General features: G+C 51.4%; 14 protein-coding genes. 7 read left to right on the top strand and 7 right to left on the bottom strand.

The genetic code is table 11. The annotated features are described in order from the left end of the window. The first annotated feature begins 2 nt into the window (after positions 1-2). Together ACXAFI_RS06025 and tcdA are read left to right on the top strand one after the other, a co-directional pair. The gene (locus ACXAFI_RS06025) at positions 3-467 is read left to right on the top strand and encodes a thiol-disulfide oxidoreductase DCC family protein (protein ID WP_444919405.1); all 465 of its coding nucleotides are present in this window, start codon (positions 3-5) and stop codon (positions 465-467) included. Beyond that, positions 454-1,260 carry a tRNA cyclic N6-threonylcarbamoyladenosine(37) synthase TcdA gene (gene tcdA, locus ACXAFI_RS06020; RefSeq protein ID WP_475108065.1) on the top strand — a complete coding sequence of 269 codons (807 nt, stop codon included), beginning with the start codon at positions 454-456 and terminating at the stop codon, positions 1,258-1,260. Before ACXAFI_RS06025 ends, tcdA begins: the two co-directional genes overlap by 14 nt. Here tcdA and ACXAFI_RS06015 read toward each other — a convergent pair. Further along, positions 1,257-2,108: a LytR/AlgR family response regulator transcription factor gene (locus ACXAFI_RS06015; protein WP_475108064.1), complete on the bottom strand. Its 852-nt coding sequence runs from the start codon at positions 2,106-2,108 to the stop codon at positions 1,257-1,259. The genes tcdA and ACXAFI_RS06015 overlap by 4 nt on opposite strands. A gap of 164 nt (positions 2,109-2,272) precedes the next feature. On the opposite strand from ACXAFI_RS06015, the gene ACXAFI_RS06010 reads away from it, so the two are divergent. After that, positions 2,273-3,466 carry an acyltransferase family protein gene (locus ACXAFI_RS06010; RefSeq protein WP_475108063.1) on the top strand — a complete coding sequence of 398 codons (1,194 nt, stop codon included), beginning with the start codon at positions 2,273-2,275 and terminating at the stop codon, positions 3,464-3,466. Positions 3,467-3,474: 8 nt separating this feature from the next. Here ACXAFI_RS06010 and ACXAFI_RS06005 read toward each other — a convergent pair whose 3' ends face one another. Next, positions 3,475-5,139 carry an aminotransferase class V-fold PLP-dependent enzyme gene (locus tag ACXAFI_RS06005; protein WP_475108062.1) on the bottom strand — a complete coding sequence of 555 codons (1,665 nt, stop codon included), beginning with the start codon at positions 5,137-5,139 and terminating at the stop codon, positions 3,475-3,477. Then, positions 5,136-5,924: a TatD family hydrolase gene (locus ACXAFI_RS06000; protein WP_475108061.1), complete on the bottom strand. Its 789-nt coding sequence runs from the start codon at positions 5,922-5,924 to the stop codon at positions 5,136-5,138. Before ACXAFI_RS06000 ends, ACXAFI_RS06005 begins: the two co-directional genes overlap by 4 nt. A gap of 32 nt (positions 5,925-5,956) precedes the next feature. On the opposite strand from ACXAFI_RS06000, the gene ACXAFI_RS05995 reads away from it, so the two are divergent. After that, positions 5,957-6,589 (top strand): LysE family translocator, encoded by a 633-nt coding sequence (locus ACXAFI_RS05995; protein ID WP_475108060.1) that lies wholly within the window; start codon positions 5,957-5,959, stop codon positions 6,587-6,589. 95 nt (positions 6,590-6,684) lie between these two features. On the opposite strand, the gene ACXAFI_RS05990 is transcribed toward ACXAFI_RS05995, so the two are convergent. Further along, entirely contained in the window at positions 6,685-7,167 is a 483-nt protein-coding gene (locus ACXAFI_RS05990) for a hypothetical protein (RefSeq protein ID WP_475108059.1), read from the bottom strand. 499 nt (positions 7,168-7,666) lie between these two features. On the opposite strand from ACXAFI_RS05990, the gene ACXAFI_RS05985 reads away from it, so the two are divergent. From ACXAFI_RS05985 to ACXAFI_RS05975, 3 genes are all read left to right on the top strand, one after another. After that, positions 7,667-8,791, top strand: a complete 1,125-nt coding sequence (locus ACXAFI_RS05985; RefSeq protein ID WP_475108058.1) for a M14 family metallopeptidase — start codon at positions 7,667-7,669, stop codon at positions 8,789-8,791. A gap of 651 nt (positions 8,792-9,442) precedes the next feature. Then, the gene (locus ACXAFI_RS05980) at positions 9,443-10,645 is read left to right on the top strand and encodes a phosphatidylinositol-specific phospholipase C domain-containing protein (RefSeq protein WP_475108057.1); all 1,203 of its coding nucleotides are present in this window, start codon (positions 9,443-9,445) and stop codon (positions 10,643-10,645) included. Positions 10,646-10,824: 179 nt separating this feature from the next. Continuing rightward, complete coding sequence (locus tag ACXAFI_RS05975; RefSeq protein WP_475108056.1) at positions 10,825-12,588, top strand: M28 family metallopeptidase; 1,764 nt, start codon at positions 10,825-10,827, stop codon at positions 12,586-12,588. 405 nt (positions 12,589-12,993) lie between these two features. Here ACXAFI_RS05975 and ACXAFI_RS05970 read toward each other — a convergent pair whose 3' ends face one another. The 3 genes from ACXAFI_RS05970 to ACXAFI_RS05960 all read right to left on the bottom strand — a co-directional run bounded on the left by ACXAFI_RS05970 (position 12,994) and on the right by ACXAFI_RS05960 (position 16,993). Then, positions 12,994-14,628: an AMP-binding protein gene (locus ACXAFI_RS05970; protein WP_475108055.1), complete on the bottom strand. Its 1,635-nt coding sequence runs from the start codon at positions 14,626-14,628 to the stop codon at positions 12,994-12,996. Between the two features lie 149 nt (positions 14,629-14,777). Continuing rightward, positions 14,778-15,116, bottom strand: a complete 339-nt coding sequence (locus ACXAFI_RS05965; protein WP_444919420.1) for an SCP2 sterol-binding domain-containing protein — start codon at positions 15,114-15,116, stop codon at positions 14,778-14,780. Positions 15,117-15,199: 83 nt separating this feature from the next. Then, positions 15,200-16,993 (bottom strand): acyl-CoA dehydrogenase C-terminal domain-containing protein, encoded by a 1,794-nt coding sequence (locus ACXAFI_RS05960; RefSeq protein ID WP_475108054.1) that lies wholly within the window; start codon positions 16,991-16,993, stop codon positions 15,200-15,202. Between the last annotated feature and the right edge of the window lie 129 nt (positions 16,994-17,122).

Raw genomic sequence — 17,122 nt, 5'->3', positions numbered from 1 at the left:
CGATGGCCCCTATACCCCCTTCTACACCAGAGAAAATCGTTCTTTTCGATAGCCAGTGCAATCTCTGCAACGGCTGGAGTCGCCTACTCCTTAAGTATGATCCGCATTGTCGCTTCACTCTCTGCCGTGTGCAGTCTCAAGCAGGTCAGTATTACTTGAGGAAGCTAGGTTTACCCCTGCAAACCTATGAGAGTGTGATCCTGTTGGAGCGCCAGGGGAGCGCCTTCTTGCAATACCATAAGAGCGAAGCGGCCCTGCGTATCTCCGCCGGCCTCGATGGCTACTGGCGTTACCTTGCATTTTTACGCTACATTCCGCGCCCAGTGCGGGACTGGCTGTACGATCTTGTAGCGCGCAATCGCTACCGCTGGTTTGGTCGGCGCGCTAGCTGCTTGTTGCCATCTGCGGCACAAAAACACCGTTTTCTCGAAGAAGTATCGGAAAAGAATCCCAATGAGTCTGTCTGAACAATACCTGCAACGCTTTGGCGGTATCGGCCGCCTGTATGGTAATCATGCCCTGGAGATACTGAACCAGGCCCATATGGTAGTCATCGGTATCGGCGGAGTGGGTACCTGGGCCGCAGAGGCACTAGCCCGCAGTGGTGTAGGTGCCCTGACAATAATCGACCTCGACGATGTTTGTATCACCAACACAAACCGCCAGTGCCATGCCCTATCCTCTACCGTTGGGCAGATGAAAGTTGAGGTTATGGCCGACCGACTCAGGCAGATCAACCCCGAAATTAACGTCTCTTCTATCGACGACTTTATCGCTACAGACAATCTGGCCGAGTTGATAAACCCGGATAAAGCTCAGATTGATATTGTGATCGACGCCATCGACAATGCACGAGTAAAGGCCGCCCTGGTAGCCTACTGCAAGGCGCGCAAGTTGCGCCTGATAACCGTTGGCTCCGCCGGCGGAAAGCGCTCACCACAGGCTATTGAGTGTGCAGACCTCGGCCGCACCATCAACGACCCCATGCTGGCCAAAGTGCGCCAGCACCTCTACCGTTTTCACAATTTTCAAAAAAGCAGCAAACGTCAATTCGGCGTGGACGCCATTTTCTCTCGCGAAGCGATGGTTTATCCAAAACCCGATGGTGAAGTTTGCCAGCAGAAAAGTGCCATGCAAGACGGGGTCAAATTAGACTGCAGTGGTGGTTTTGGTGCAGCCACTATGGTTACGGGCACTTTTGGCTTTGTGGCAGCCTCCCGAGCCATAGAGCGACTTTTACAGGCAAAAGGTACGAGCTAATTCGGCTTAAGCTGAGCCTTGAGCAAATCCCTATAGCGTCGACTCACAGGGATTTGCTGACCACCTTTTAGGCAAATACGCGCATCCCCACTTTCAAGGGGAGTTATCTCGGCAATTGAATCCAAACGCACAATATAGGAGCGATGCACTCGCACAAAGTCATCTGGGTCCAAACGTTCCAGTAACTTTACCATGGTATCGCGAAGGGGATAAATTCTGTCTCCCAAATGTAAATTTACATAATTCCCCGCAGCTTCCACCCACTCAATATCTCGCACATTCACCAAAAATTCTTTACCCAGCTTCTTTATTAAAAGGCGTTCGGGGCGCTCAACCGAGTCTGTTAGCCGCCCGTCATGCGAGCGTGGAACCGGCTCACTTTGCATACGACGCAGGATAAAACGATAGAAATAGACAGAACCCAGTAGAAAGCCATAAGTACGGAAATCTTTCAGGTACTCATAGAAAAACTCGATTCCCCAATGACCAAAATTGTAGGAACCACCTTCGAGAGAGTAGATCACCGTACGCAGTGCCACCATGGCAACAACATGTAAAAGCGACCAAGGCAGAGTCAATAGTAGGTGAATAATTAAATGGCGAGAGAGTGTTTCCTTATTTAGGGGAAAGCGACGATCCCAGAATAAAATCAACGGGAATAATAACCCCACCACAAAAATGCTGGTCCCCTCCCAAACCAGAAACTCCCAGGGCTGAAACCTGGACTCCCCTCCGAGATGCTCCAGGTACACCACTGTGAATTGCACCAACCAAAGCACAATTAAAAACAGAATCCAGAGCACTATTTCGATCTGCCGTCTGCGCGCCAGGTACATCTGTACCGTCATTTATTCCAATCCCCATGCAGTTTCGCCGGTAGCTTAGCCTCAACTCATCCCTGAAAACCACCATTCACACCTTTAGCAGTGCATCTCACGTCTTTTAGCTGGCTGGCAGGGCAATTCCCCACTGAACATAGCGGGACTCGATTCAAATCCAAATGAAGGAAGCTATGCAAAAAGTCATCCACCGCCGCCATGACATCGATGCCCTCCGCGTGTTGGCCTTTGGCCTACTGATTCTGTATCACCAGGGAATGGCCTACGTGGCCGAATGGGGCTGGCACGTAAAGAGCACTCACCAGAGTGAGTCGCTTCAGATCCTGATGTTGGCAGTCAACCAGTGGCGTATGCCACTGCTGTTTCTCATTTCTGGGGCCGCAACTTACTTCCTGCTTGGTAGACTGGGGAGCGCTCGGTTTTTACTCCAGCGGTTGCGCCAACTGCTTATCCCGCTTCTCTTCGGCATTTTAGTTGTAGTGCCACCACAAGCCTATTATGAGGCACTCTCCAATGGCGTTATAGAGCCAGGATACCTGAGTTTCCTCTGGCAATACTTTACGTTTCAGCCCTGGCCGGCGGATAGCTTTGCAGGCAGCCATGTCGGCTTCACCTGGAATCACCTGTGGTATTTACCCTACCTGCTCTGCTACACGCTAGTCATTATCCCAGTGGCTTATTTTCTACGAGCCTACAAAGCGAAAATGGACAACTGGATAGCTGGTCTCAAGGTATGGCAGCTTCTATTCATACCACTACTGCCCCTCACCTTATACGGTCTCTACCTCTTCCCACTTTTTGGTGGGATTAACTACGCCGTTGTTGGTGATTGGTATACCCATGCACAGTTTTTTACCTTCTTTTTACTTGGCTATCTGCTGGTAAGTAATAAAGCCCCATGGAAGCTGCTCGTGCGCCTGCGCTTCTTCCTGCTGGTTGCGGCTCCGCTTTGTTTTTGCCTGTTCCTGCTGTTCGATCGGGGATTGGAAGGGGATATGTTTCCTGAGCAATCTTTAATTCAGTTGATTGTTATTTATGCAAACCGCTGGTTTTGGTTGCTGGCAGTATTGGCGTGGGGGCACTATTATCTGAACCGCCCCTTTACATGGTTGCCCTATGCCACAGAGGCAGTTTACCCCTGGTATATCCTGCATCAGACCATTACTGTTACCGCGCTCTTTGAGCTCAAAGGGTTATCCTTGGGGCCCGTTATTGAGCCACTACTGGTCTTTTTTATAACGGTGATAGGTTGTCTCACTATTCACGAATATATAATTCGTCGGGTGTCTTTGTTACGCTTACTGTTCGGCCTAAAAGCCAAAACCCTTGGTAAGCCCCCGATCCTGAGCCCGATTAACCAAAACTAATAACCCTATCACAATCGATTTTCACCGCTCTCTACCTGGTGAAAAGCTCGGCGCATTAAGGCGTAAAATCCATTGCTGCGAGACTGACTCAAGTGCTTACTAAGCCCCAACTCTTTAAACAGCAGGGGCAGATCCAGCGCTTCAATTTCCTCCGCAGTGCCACCATCTATCTGCGAGAGCAGTAGTGCTCCGAGCCCTTTTACCACCCGGCTATCGCTATCGAGCCCAAAGAAATGACGCCCATCAATCTCCCTGTGTACCAACCAGGCTTCCGATTCACAGCCGCGCACGAGATTCTCGGGATTACGGATCTCCGGCTTGCGGGAAACCACTTTGCTCCACTGCAATAGCTCTCGATAACGCTCCTGCCAATTTCGATGGGAAGCCAGGCGCTCAAGTTGCAGCAGGGAGAAATCATCTCTGGTCCAGCTAGTGGATTCTACTTCCTCATCTGATGTGGCCAACTGCTGAACTTCGCAGTAATCATCTAAAGCCTGCAAAAAATCCCTGACGTCACTGTCGGTATTGTAGGCAGCCACGGAAGCGCGCACCGTAACCTGATTACCACTGATTCGCCCTAGTATTTGTGCGCAATGATGCCCCACTCGCACAGCAATATCCCGTTCGTCCAGCCAATGCATTAAATCTGTAGCACTACCATGGACCGGTACAAATGCAATGATTCCCAGGTTATGGTGAACTTGGCTGATCAGGCGAAAGTTTGGGGAGGCACTTAGCTCCCGGTGCAGCATGCGTGTCAGCCGTTGTTCGTGTTCGGCCATGGCGACACGATCCTGGCGGGAGAGAAAATCTAGTGCGGCACCCAGTCCGGCAATAGCAGCGAGTGGTGATGTGCCCGCTTCGAACTTATGCGGTAATTCGGCGTAGCGGCTCTGCTGGAACTCTACCTCGGCTATCATCTCACCCCCACCGAGCCAGGGTGGCATCGACTCCAAAAGGGTTTCCCGACCATAGAGAAAACCTATCCCGCTGGGGCCGTAAAATTTATGCGCAGAACAAACAAAGAAGTCACAGCCAATTTTCTGCACATCAATTTCTTCGTGAGCGGCTAACTGTGCTCCATCCACGACCCACATTATGTGCATGCGCCGCAGTAATTGACGTATTAACGAGAGATCAGGACGCAGGCCTATTGAGTTAGAACCCCCTGTCAGAGATACCACTCGGGTACGTTCATTTAACACTTCCCCCAATCGATCAAACTGGGGAACTCCAGCAGTATGTGGTACATAACGCAGGATCAGATTATGCCGCTTGGCCGCCATCTGCCAGGGTACGATATTGGCGTGGTGTTCAGCCGTGGAAATCACGATTTCATCGCCGGGCTCTAATTCACTGCAAAGACAATGAGCGAGTAGGTTCAGGGCCTCAGTTGCACCGCGACAGAAAATGATTTCTTTTGCACTCGCGGCATTCACAAACTGCCTGGCTTTATCACGCACCTGCTCAACCATTTCAGTAGACTTGCGCGCAAGTCGATGGCTGGACCTATGAGTATTGGCACTACTATTAATATAGTAATCCCGCATCGCATTAATGACCGATAGCGGTTTTTGCGTGGTGGCCGCATTATCCAGATAGACAAGACCCGCATTTTCCTCCTGGGCAAAAAGTGGAAACTGCTTTTTGAATTGTTCTGCGGAAAAACTCATAGGGAAAATAACATCTCAGTATTTTTTCGGGTTGCAGTGGCCACTTCCTGCAGGGAAACATCGCGCAAAGCTGCTAGCTCAGCAGCTATTAATGGTAGATTTTCCGGGCTGTTTCGCTGTCCTTGCCGGCCTGACAACGGCATATCCGGCGCATCGGATTCTAATATCAAACTCTCCAATGGTACTCGTGCAACCGTTCGACGGGTTTTCGCCGCGCGACTATAAGTGATAGTGCCACCAACACCCAGATAAAAGCCCATATTCCAATACTCCATGGCCATCTGTTCACTACCGCTAAAAGCATGCACTACTCCTCCCCGAGGGAGGTGGTATTGCTTCAATAGCTTGAGCACTTCGTTGTGCGCTCGATGCACATGTAGAATAAGTGGTAATTGTAAATCGCTGGCAACTTCCAACTGAATTTTAAATACAGCCATCTGACTTTCCAGGGGAGTCGCTATAGCCGCATCCAGGCCGCACTCCCCGACGGCAACACACTGGTTTTGCTTTAGGTGCTCAGCCAGCATCCTGCCCAGTTCGGCCTCGCCCCTATAATCTCGCTCTTCCTCACAATTTTTTGAGAGCCACCATGGATGAACACCTGCAGCTGCATGCCATTGCGGCTGATTGTCGACCAAATGCGCAAGCCTTTGCCATTGCGATTTACAAACACCGGGAATGATCAATTGATTAATTCCTGCATCAGTACAACGCTGCCAAACCTGGGGCCGGTCCGGCTCAAAAATATCAAAATCAAAATGACAGTGGCTATCGATCAATTTCACTTGTGCTTCCCCAGCTTTGCCTGCATCTTAGCATGACGCCCAAAATGGAACCCGAGGCTCCCTTGATAGAAACGCTGTTACCCATCGCTCTTTTTGTCTTTTCCACCAGCATCACCCCCGGCCCCAATAACCTGATGATTATGTCATCAGGGCTTAATCACGGAGCCAGCCGCTCATTGCCGCACCTTCTAGGGATCTGGCTCGGATTTCCGGCGATGATCGTTGCAGTGGGGCTAGGGCTCGGCTCGCTATTCAGCCAGTTTCCCATTCTTCATGAAATTATCCGATGGATTGGCATAAGCTACCTACTTTATCTAGCTTGGCTTATCGCCTCCACTCGTGAGATAGACTCCGCCAGTGATCGCCAGCCGTTATCTTTTTTTCAAGCCATCGCCTTTCAATGGGTCAACCCCAAGGGCTGGATTATGGCTATAGGCGCACTCGCAGCATTTACCAGCCCAAATGGAGAAGTATGGAAAGACATTGTGCGGATCGCTTTGTCTTTTATTGCCATAGGCGGTCCCTGTGTCGCTATTTGGCTGTTCTTTGGGATAGGGCTAAAGCGATTCCTAACAGAGTCCAATCACCTACGGCTGTTTAATATCCTCATGGGCCTACTACTGGCGGCCAGCGTGGTTCCTTTGGGGCTAGAAGGTCTATATTGAGCCAGTGCTCACTGGGAGAGAAAACAACGCAGGAACAAGGGACTACAAGTGCCAACTTGGAGTCCCCATCATTCTAGGAAAAGAAGTCGAAAAATTTAGCGCGATGCGGTCTGGGTAGTAGTCGCAGCCCGCAAGGCCGCAGAGTCCTCAAGCCAAACGATATCACTAGCGTCAATCTGGCTTTCGGTGACATCGGATAAAGTTTCTCCGAGGCTCTGTAGGGTCTTCTCTTCCGAGGTGAAAGTTTCTATCGGCATCTCAACCCAGGCCTGCCCCTCTTCGTCGGTTACCTGACGCACTTCGCCTCCGTCCAGGCTACTGACGTGACGGTCGATTACGGAGCTACTGCCCGGCGGTAAATAAATGGTGCCATTTGTGATATCCACCGCAAAAGCTACCACTCCGGGAATAATGCCAAACAGTAGTGCCGCCCCATCCAGTATCAATATGGCGGGGTCAACTCTCCCACCACTCTGCCCTTTGCGCTCAGGGTATAAAATATAACCACAAGCACTCATATTGATCACCACGGTCAACAGACCGCTGAATACGATGCCACGCTTGAGATTTCTATTCATGGCCTACCTCTATTATTGACTTTGAAAATAGTATCCAGGCGGGTATATCCCCCTGAAATGAGTTCCGCCAAGCCTTTGAGCTTCCCCCAGTACACCTCAATCAACCCATTATCGGCGGGGCGAAAGATAAGCAAATTTACGCCTATCTGCACCAACGTACAACAATTGCTCAATGGTACTGCCTAAACTTTAACCAGCACTTGTTGCGGGATGTTAAGGAGAAGTATTCGATTTCTGACAGTGTGGAGTGACGCACTTGTGATCAGGCCGGGCAGTGAGCAGTCGCCAGGGGTCCGACACCGGAAATTTCAGGGAGCAGTAGTCGTAGCGGGTGCCGCCATGGAATGGCTAAAGCACGGTATCGAATGCGGTACCGTGCTTTTTTAATTTCAGAGAGCGCAAAATTGCACCCTCAAGTGGCGAAATCCCCCACTCTCCCCCTGAAAAAATCCCTCCAGAGCTGTATCCTGCGCCCAACAACAAGAGTGGAGCTCACTACATGTACATAACCAGTGCCTTTGACAGCGGCAATATCGAAGTGATCAACGCTGAAAGCAGCCCGATTGAGCTGGCTATACGCCAGGATAACAACTCCGATTTCTACCAGTGGTTTCACTTTCGGCTAGAAGGTGAGGTGGGCGCCAGCTATCCACTGAGTATTGTCAATGCAGGCAAATCCGCCTACCCGGAAGGTTGGGAGAACTACCGGGTATGCGCCTCCTATGACCGCCAGAACTGGTTCCGTATCGGAGCCAACTACGATGGCAAAACCCTCGACTTTACCGTAACCCTGGATGAGCCCAGCATCTATTTGGCTTACTTCGCGCCCTACTCCTGGGAGCGCCACCTTGACCTGCTGGCCTGGGCCCAGAGTAATGAGCGGGTGAAGATCCAAACCCTCGGTAAAACTCTCGATCAACGTGATATGACCATGCTCACAATCGGAGATGCCGAGAGTGCCAAACACCGTGTATGGATGATCGCACGCCAACACCCCGGGGAAACCATGGCGGAGTGGTTTGTGGAAGGCTTCCTCGAAGCACTGTTGGATGATGCCAACCCCCAGGCCCAGAAACTCCTCGCGGATACTGTTTTCTACGTGGTTCCCAACATGAACCCCGACGGCAGCGTTCGCGGTCACCTGCGCACCAACGCCGCTGGGGCCAACCTGAACCGTGAGTGGCTCAATCCAACTATGGAGCGCAGCCCAGAAGTGTTCCTGGTTAGAGAAAAAATGCTGGAACTCGGCGGGGATATCTTCCTGGATATTCACGGTGACGAGGCGCTCCCCTACAACTTTGTCGCCGCTTGTGAGGGTATTCCCGGCTATGACGAGCGCCATGCGAAACTGGAAGAGACCTTTAAACAGGCCTACGAGGCAATCAGCCCTGACTTCCAAACCGAGCACGGTTATGAGCTGGACAAACCCGGCGAGGCCAATCTCACTATTGGCACCGCATGGGCCGGCCACCAGTTCCGCACCCTAGCGTTGACCTTGGAAATGCCGTTTAAGGATAACGACAATCTACCAGACCCAGTAGAAGGTTGGTCTCCAGCACGAAGCCAGCAATTGGCTCGCGATATCCTGTACCCTATTCGCGAAGTATTAAAATCCTTTAAATAACTTCGAGAAGCGCCACCTCAGAGAAATAAACTCGAGAGGTGGCCATAAAACCTCACCTGAAGCCGTATGGCGCACCCTCTTACTCTCAATAAAGCTAGCTGTAAATTCTTTTTCCCACTCCAAAAAAATCGCCTTACCGTTTTAAAGACCGTTAATTTTGGGCAATAAATGCCTTAATATCTTTTTATATGCACCTAAAAGACTGAATATGAGAATTGGCGTGTGATAACAACACAAATCAAAAGACCTTTTTCACAAAAAACATTCAAATTAAAGCGAAAGAAATCGCACAATTAACTGACATCCACCTCGCTGGAAACTCAAGATATAACATCCTCACTCAAAGCTTTTCTCTCTACACGGCCTTAATAGAAGAAGTAGTCAATTGAGCAATAACATTCTTAATAAGATATTCGAACTTACTCTTCTTAGACTCAATGTAAAAGCAACACTCACCACAAAAATCGGCAACGTGAAACGCCACCTATAGACAGGTAAAGTCATCCATAGTAAAAACAAAAAATAATTAAAAACGCTTTCCATCAACAGAACAAAAACAATAAACCCAACCAAAATCAACCAAGCCCTTCAACTCAAATTCCTGAGTTGAGGGGGGCAGTAGTCCTTCCAAAAACTTCTCGGAGAATAATAATGATACGCTCTATCAAGCAGTTGATTCATGCAGCTTTTTTCATTCTGTTTTTTGTCAGCACACCACTTTTGGCAGATAGCGTCACCGACTTTCTTAACAGTTGGACAGGCAGAGCCCTGGATCTGCAACGACAGATCGACAACCACACCCCTATGAGCGAGAACAATATTCTCGGCACACACAACTCTTATAATTCAGAAGTCTATCGGGCTTGTAATTTTTCTGTAGGTTGTCGCTATCTCGATCCCCAACAGGAATATTCCATCAAAGATCAGTTGCGATTGGGGGCAAGATTTATTGAGCTGGACGTTCACTGGACAGCAAAGATGGAGAGTCTTTTCTCCTACCCCAAACGCCTGCTGCTCTGTCACGGCTTCTGCAGCCTGAATGACAAGTACGCCACCGAAGGCTTCAACGAGGTGAAGGACTGGCTGAATGACAGCGCCAACCAGGATGAGGTGATTATCCTGTATATCGAAGACCACTCCGATGGTCACCACCAGGATCTCTACGATCAGTTAACCAGCAGGTTCGGTGACAAAATCTATTTTAGCGGCGGTTGCCAAAGCATCCCCAGCACACTCACCAAGAACCAGGTGCTCGCTGCCGGCAAACAGGTAGTGCTCTGGAAGGATGGTGGCTGCTCTGGAAACACCAGCATGCAGAATATGGCCTTTACCGGACTCGGCGAAATCGGACGCGTCTGGGAGGACAGCACTACTATTGGCACTATTGGCGAAATCTTCAGTGGTGGCATCGAGAGAATTACCACTAACGATGTGCGCAATGGCTTCGCTCTGGGTCACAACATTATCAACCTGGATAATATGAACACCAGTGACGGCCGTATCGCCGCTGCCATATGGTCCTGGGATCAAAACGAACCCAATAACCTCAATAATGAAGATTGTGCAATGCAGTGGGGCAATGGTCGCTGGAACGACTCCAACTGCAGCAATCAATACAGCTTCGCTTGCAAAAATATAAATGATGGCAGCTGGGTGGCTACCGCCTCTATCGGCCCCTGGGATTACGGAAACGCCAATTGCCAAGCCCTCGGCAGCCAGTATGTCTTTGAGGTACCCACAAACAGTAAAGACAATCAAGCCTTGAAGGCGGCGAAGGAAGCCACCGGCTACGACAAGGTCTGGATTAACTATCAAGACCAATCGAATGAAGGTCAGTGGCTGCGTAGCGAGTAAAGCCCGGCCCAAACATCCCCAAATAATTGCTTATTCGGGCCCGTGTGAGTCACGCGGGCTCTTCCCTCCTACGAACTACCCCAACCTTTCAATACCCCCTTGGGTTCTTTGAGAACTGTCGTTAGTTTGCTTTATATCGTGCATAATCCCCATCTGAGCAAGACTCACAGGACATAATTATGCAAATCCCTAACCTCTGGCGCCGCCTCGGCTTGGCCATTGCCGTCGGCAGCGCTCTGACCGCTTGTGGCAAAGGCACCACCGAAGCCGCCAAGCCACACGCTGATCACGGCGCAGCCCATGCTGATCACCAGCAAGCAACAGACACCAAGCTATTTCTCAGTGAAGCCGAACAGGCTCAGGTTGATGCGATTGCCGCAGACCTACACAAACATATTGCGATCCTCGCCTCCGACAAGTTCGAAGGGCGCGCACCTGCCACCAAGGGTGAAGAACTCACCGTGAATTACCTGGCGGATCAGTTCAAGGTCCTTGGGCTGGAGCCTGGAGCTATGGATGCTGCCGGCAAACCCAGCTGGTTCCAACAAGTCCCTATCGTGGAAATGGAAATAGAAACTACCCCCCTAACATTCAAGGGAGATGGTTTTGAACAATTGCTGCAACCGATCAACGATATGGTGGCCTTCACCCAGAGACAAACCGCGGGCTCCTCCCTGGAGAGCAGCGAGCTGGTATTTGTCGGCTACGGTATTGTCGCACCAGAGAATAACTGGAATGACTACGCCGGCCTGGATATGAAAGGCAAAACCGCAGTCATTTTGGTGAATGACCCCGGTTACGCGACCAAGGACGAAGCTCTGTTCAATGGCAATGCCATGACCTATTACGGTCGCTGGAGCTACAAGTTCGAAGAAGCCGCCCGCCAAGGTGCCGATGGTGCGATTATCATTCACGAAACCGGTGCTGCCGGTTATCCCTGGGAAGTGGTCAGTGGCTCCTGGTCTGGGGCACAAGTCAGCCTCGAAGCCGAGAACAAAAACGCTGACCGGGTTGCCATTGAAGCCTGGATGACTAACCAAGCCGCCAACGCACTATTCCGTTCAGCGGGCCTGGATCTACAAAAGGAAATGGACGCAGCCAAAACCCAGGGCTTCAAACCAAAGGCTCTCGGGGCTACTGCCAGCGTAGAGCTGAAAAACAGCCTGCAAAAATCCAATTCCCGCAATGTAGTCGCCAAACTACCAGGCAAAAAGCATCCCGATGAGGTGATTGTCTATACCGCGCACTGGGACCACCTGGGCGTGAACAAAAATGCGGAAGGTGAAGACCAGATCTTTAACGGTGCCGTAGATAACGCCACTGGCACTGCCGGCCTGCTGGCTATGGCCGCTGAGGCAGTAAAGCTGGATCGCCCAGAGCGCTCACTGCTGTTTGTTGCCGTAACCGCTGAAGAGTCCGGCTTGCTCGGCTCCAAGTACTACGCAGAAAAGCCCGTCGCCCCCTTAGAGAAAACCGTCGCGGGCATCAATTTTGACGCCATGAACGTATTGGGCCCGACCCGTGACATTACCGTCATCGGTTACGGCAGCAGTGAGCTGGAACAACTGCTGGAAGTATCAGCCAAGGGACAGGGCCGCTACCTGGCTGCGGAAGAGCACCCTGAGCGCGGCTACTTCTATCGCTCAGATCACTTCAGCCTGGCGAAAAAAGGCGTACCCATGCTGTACTTTGACTCCGGCACAGACGATTTCGAGCATGGCCGCAAGTGGGCCCAGGAAAAAGGGGCAGAGTATGTCAGCCAGCATTACCATAAACCCGGCGACGAGTATGATCCCTCCTGGAACCTGAAAGGCTCAGCCATGGATCTGCAGCTTGGACTCAAATTGGGTCTGCAGCTAGCCAATAGCCGCGACTGGCCCAACTGGTATGAGGGCAACGAGTTCCGCGCGATTCGCGACGCGAGCTCCGAAGCCCGCAAATAAACACCCCGTCGAACCTTCTACTGCGGTGATTACCCCAGCATCGCCGCAGTAGAAGCCCAATCTCTTTTTATCGATATCGCCTCTTGCCCTATATATCCCGATTAATCTTTTTATCTCCCCTCCGCCGGTAACCAAATATCTCGATTGCGAGTAAAACAAGCCAACGAAAAAAGCCCCACCGTTTTCAGCGGAGCTTTTGGGTAGCCCTCATACATGCACAGGGAAATCGCTCACCCGGCAATCAGTGAATAGATCTTTTTCGATGAGATAGTCGCCGAGGAATTACTGGCGCAGACAAGGGGGGAGTTTGAGGGGATTTTAGTGGACCAGAGCCGCTCAATTGACCGACAGCAACACATCCTTGTGTCGCAGTAACCTGCCAAATATTTACAGGCTAACTATCCATCAAGCGCCGACTGCATCCTTCTTCTTCAATTCTTCTTCGCGCAATTCGCGACGCAGAATCTTGCCAACATTGGTCTTCGGCAGATCTTCGCGGAACTCGACCGACCTCGGCACCTTGTAAGCCGTCATATTTTCGCGACAGAAAGCGATGACCTCTTTCTCAGTCAGAGAGGGGTCCGCCTTAATCACAAAAAGCTTCACCTGCTCACCGCTCTTATCATCGGGAATACCAATAGCCGCGGCTTCGGTCACCTTTGGATGGGCGCTGACGATATCCTCAATCTCATTGGGATACACATTGAAGCCAGACACAATAATCATGTCCTTCTTGCGATCCACAATTTTGATGTAACCATCGTCCTGGATCACTGCCATATCACCGGTATTCAACCAGCCTTCGCTATCGAGGGTGTCAGCCGTGGCCTCTGGGCGCTGCCAGTAGCCTTTCATTACCTGAGGACCACGTACACAGAGTTCACCGGGAGAATTGTTCGGCAAGTCGTTGCCGTTCTCGTCCACGACTTTGACTTCGGTTCCCGGAACCGGGATACCCACGGTACCCAGCTGCACGCCATCGGTGGGGTTGAAGGACACAACAGGAGAGGTTTCAGTCATCCCGTAACCTTCCATTACCACACAGCCGGTCAGTTCTTCCCAACGCTTGGCGGTATCTCTCGTCAACGCCATACCGCCGGAAGCTGTTGAGTGCAGCTTACTGAAATCCAGCTCTGCAAAATCTTTATTCAGCATCAGGCCATTAAACAGGGTATTCAGACCCACAAAGCCAGTGAAACGCTGCCCTTTCAGAGTTTTCACAAAGCCGGGAATATCGCGCGGATTGGGAATCAGTAAGGAGTGGTTGCCGGTGGAGAACAGACACATGCAATGAATGGTAAAAGCGTAAATATGATAGAGCGGCAACGGAGCAATATAGAACTCCTCACCTTCTTTCATACCGCTGCCAAACGCTTCGAGCACCTGCTGCATATTGGCAACCAGGTTGCGATTGGTCAGCATTGCACCCTTGGCAACGCCGGTGGTGCCGCCAGTGTATTGCAACACCGCAATATCTTCTGGTGCGCGTTCAATATCTTCGCTGGCCTGCTGTGCACCGAGGGAGAGAGCCTCACGGAAATTCACCTGCTGGGAAAAGGAAAATTCCGGCACCATTTTTTTGATGTGCTTGGCGACACCGTTAATCAGAACCCGCTTTAGAGGGCTGTGCAGATCGGCGATCTCGGTAACGATCACTTTCTCAACACTGGTTTCGTCTACAACGGCAGAAGCGGTATCGGCGATATTGGCCAGCACTACCAGCGCCTTGGCGCCGGAATCATTCAACTGATGCTTTAATTCACGCGGTGTATACAGCGGGTTGGTGTTGACGACCACGAGTCCGGCACGTAGAGCGCCAAAAACCACCACAGGATACTGCAGTACATTGGGCAGCTGGATAGCAATGCGATCGCCGGGCTTTAAATTAGTTTGGTTTTGTAAATAGGAGGCAAACTTTGCGCTCAGGGTATCGATATCACCAACGGTCAGGGTTCGCCCCAGGCAGGTGAAAGCCGGTCGGTCACTAAATTTGGCGCATGCGCCTTTAAATACATCGAGAATGCTGCGATCAATGTCCAACTCTCTTCTCCCATTCCTGATTGTTGTTATCGCTTGCTCACTTCTCCCGTCCTTATAGACGAAACCTGCCATCTTTCGGAGCCAGCGAGAAATTATTTATTGTTTGTAGTATGTTGCGAGACAATAAAAAAGAGGCTGATTCATGCCCCTCAAAGCCCGCTTACCTCTTTGCTCTGCGCAGGAAACAAACCTGCCAGCGCAGCGGCCAACTCTGTATTTCCAGAATATTGGACATCTCCCAACAAAAAGGCGTGCCTAGCGTTCAAATGGCCATCCAAAATTGCATTCAAAGTGTGATTAGCCATTACCAATATTAGTGCCGGTTCTTCCGTTTGCCCGAACTCAGAAACCACTTCGAGATCATTCGGAGCTCCTTTTACGTAAACATAAAAGTCACAGGCATCCGGCAGGCTGAACTGTACCCGAGCAAGTGGGTACGAACAAGCTATGCGCCGCAGGCGCTCCTGAACTGAATCCGGCAATTGCATCGGAATCTCTCCGTCATTGGCCACTTCGGCGCCGGTAAAAAAAACCGCCGGTGAAAACCGGCGGTTTTTTGCTGAGGTTGGATTTAGAACGCGAAATGCTCTGCGTCCAGGTCCATCAGGTTGGCCGCGCCACTCTGCATAGTTTCAGCATGGCTAGCGGTACGCGGAAGGATGCGCTCGAAATAGAAGCGGGCAGTCTTCAGCTTGGCATTATAGAAATCTGCTTCAGCAGTGCCTTCAGCCAGCTTGTCGTTAGCGATTTTAGCCGCACGCGCCCACAGGTAACCCAGTACGGTGTAACCGGAGAACATCAGGTAATCCACGGAAGCCGCACCGACTTCATCCGGATTTTCCATTGCCTTACCGCCTACGTGCAGGGTCAGGTCGCCCCACTGCTTGTTCAGTTCCTGCAGCTTGGTAACGAAGGGCGCAAGCGCTTCGTTGTCGATTTCCGCCTGGCAGAACTTGTGCACTTTCTTGGTGAAGCGGCGCAGCAGTTCGCCCTGGCTCATCAATACCTTGCGGCCCAACAGGTCGAGAGCCTGAACGCCAGTGGTGCCTTCGTAGATGGTGGAGATGCGCGCATCGCGAACATTCTGCTCCATGCCCCACTCGGCGATGTAGCCGTGGCCACCGAAGCACTGCAGGCCCAGGTTAGCGGATTCAAGGCCGGCTTCGGTGATAAATGCCTTGGCGATTGGAGTCAGGAAAGCCAGCAGGTCATTCGCTTCTTTCTTCGCTTCGTCGTCACCTTTATGAGTGATATCTACCAGCTGCGCACAGGTAACAACCAGCATGCGGCTGCCTTCAGAGATAGCCTTCTGGGTCATCAGCATGCGACGTACATCGGGGTGCACGATAATCGGGTCAGCGGGACCCTCAGGATTCTTGGCACCGGACAGGGAGCGCATTTGCAGGCGGTCCTTGGCGTACGCCAGGGATTTCTGGAAGCCAACTTCTGAGTGGGCCAGACCCTGCAGAGCGGTACCCAGACGCGCAGTATTCATAAAGGTGAACATGTAGTTCAGGCCTTTGTTCGGCTCGCCAATCAGGAAGCCTTTAGCGCCGTCAAAGTTCAATACTGCAGTGGCATTACCATGAATACCCATTTTGTGCTCGAGGGAGCCACACACAACACCATTGCGCTCACCCAGGGAGCCATCGGCATTGGGTACAAACTTGGGTACGATAAACAGGGAAATGCCCTTGGTGCCCGCAGGGGCATCCGGGAGGCGCGCCAGAACGATATGCACGATGTTCTCGGTCATGTCGTGCTCGCCGGCGGAGATAAAGATTTTAGTGCCGGTAATCGCGTAGGAGCCATCCGCATTGGGCTCAGCCTTGGTGCGCAGGATACCCAGGTCGGTACCACAGTGCGGCTCGGTCAGACACATAGTGCCAGTCCAGCTACCTTCAACCAGCTTGGTCAGGTAAACGCTCTTCTGCTCGTCGGTACCGTGCTCTTCCAGGGTGTTCATGGCACCGTGGGATAGGCCGGGGTACATACCCCAGGACCAGTTAGCGATACCCACCATCTCACTCATGATGGTGCCCAGAGAGGGCGGCAGGCCCTGACCGCCGTATTCGGGGTCGTGGGGAAGCGCCGGCCAACCGGCCTCTACAAACTGCTGATAAGCTTCTTTAAAGCCTTCTGGAGTGGTGACTTCGCCATCTTTCCAGGTGCAGCCCTGCTGGTCGCCAATCTGATTCAGCGGAGCCAGTACGTTTTCACAGAACTTGGCACCCTCTTCCAGGATGGCATCCACGACATCAGGAGTTGCCTCCTCAAAACCCAGAGACTCGTAATGCTTATCTGAGTCCAGCATCTCGCGCATTACGAAACGCATCTCACGTAGTGGCACTTTGATATCGGTCATCCTGATACCCTCAATTCGGTTATGTTAAGACCAGCCAGAAACTGCCTGGTCATAGTTGTGACTAATTACTAAGATTGGTTCATCATAGTAGTAAGGCTGCGGCCCCCTCTATGGCTAAATCCGTCCAAA

This window comes from Microbulbifer sp. ABH2_005 (assembly GCF_056160005.1).
The sequence above is the reverse complement of the archived record's forward strand: the minus strand, read 5'-3'. Positions and strand labels throughout refer to the sequence as shown.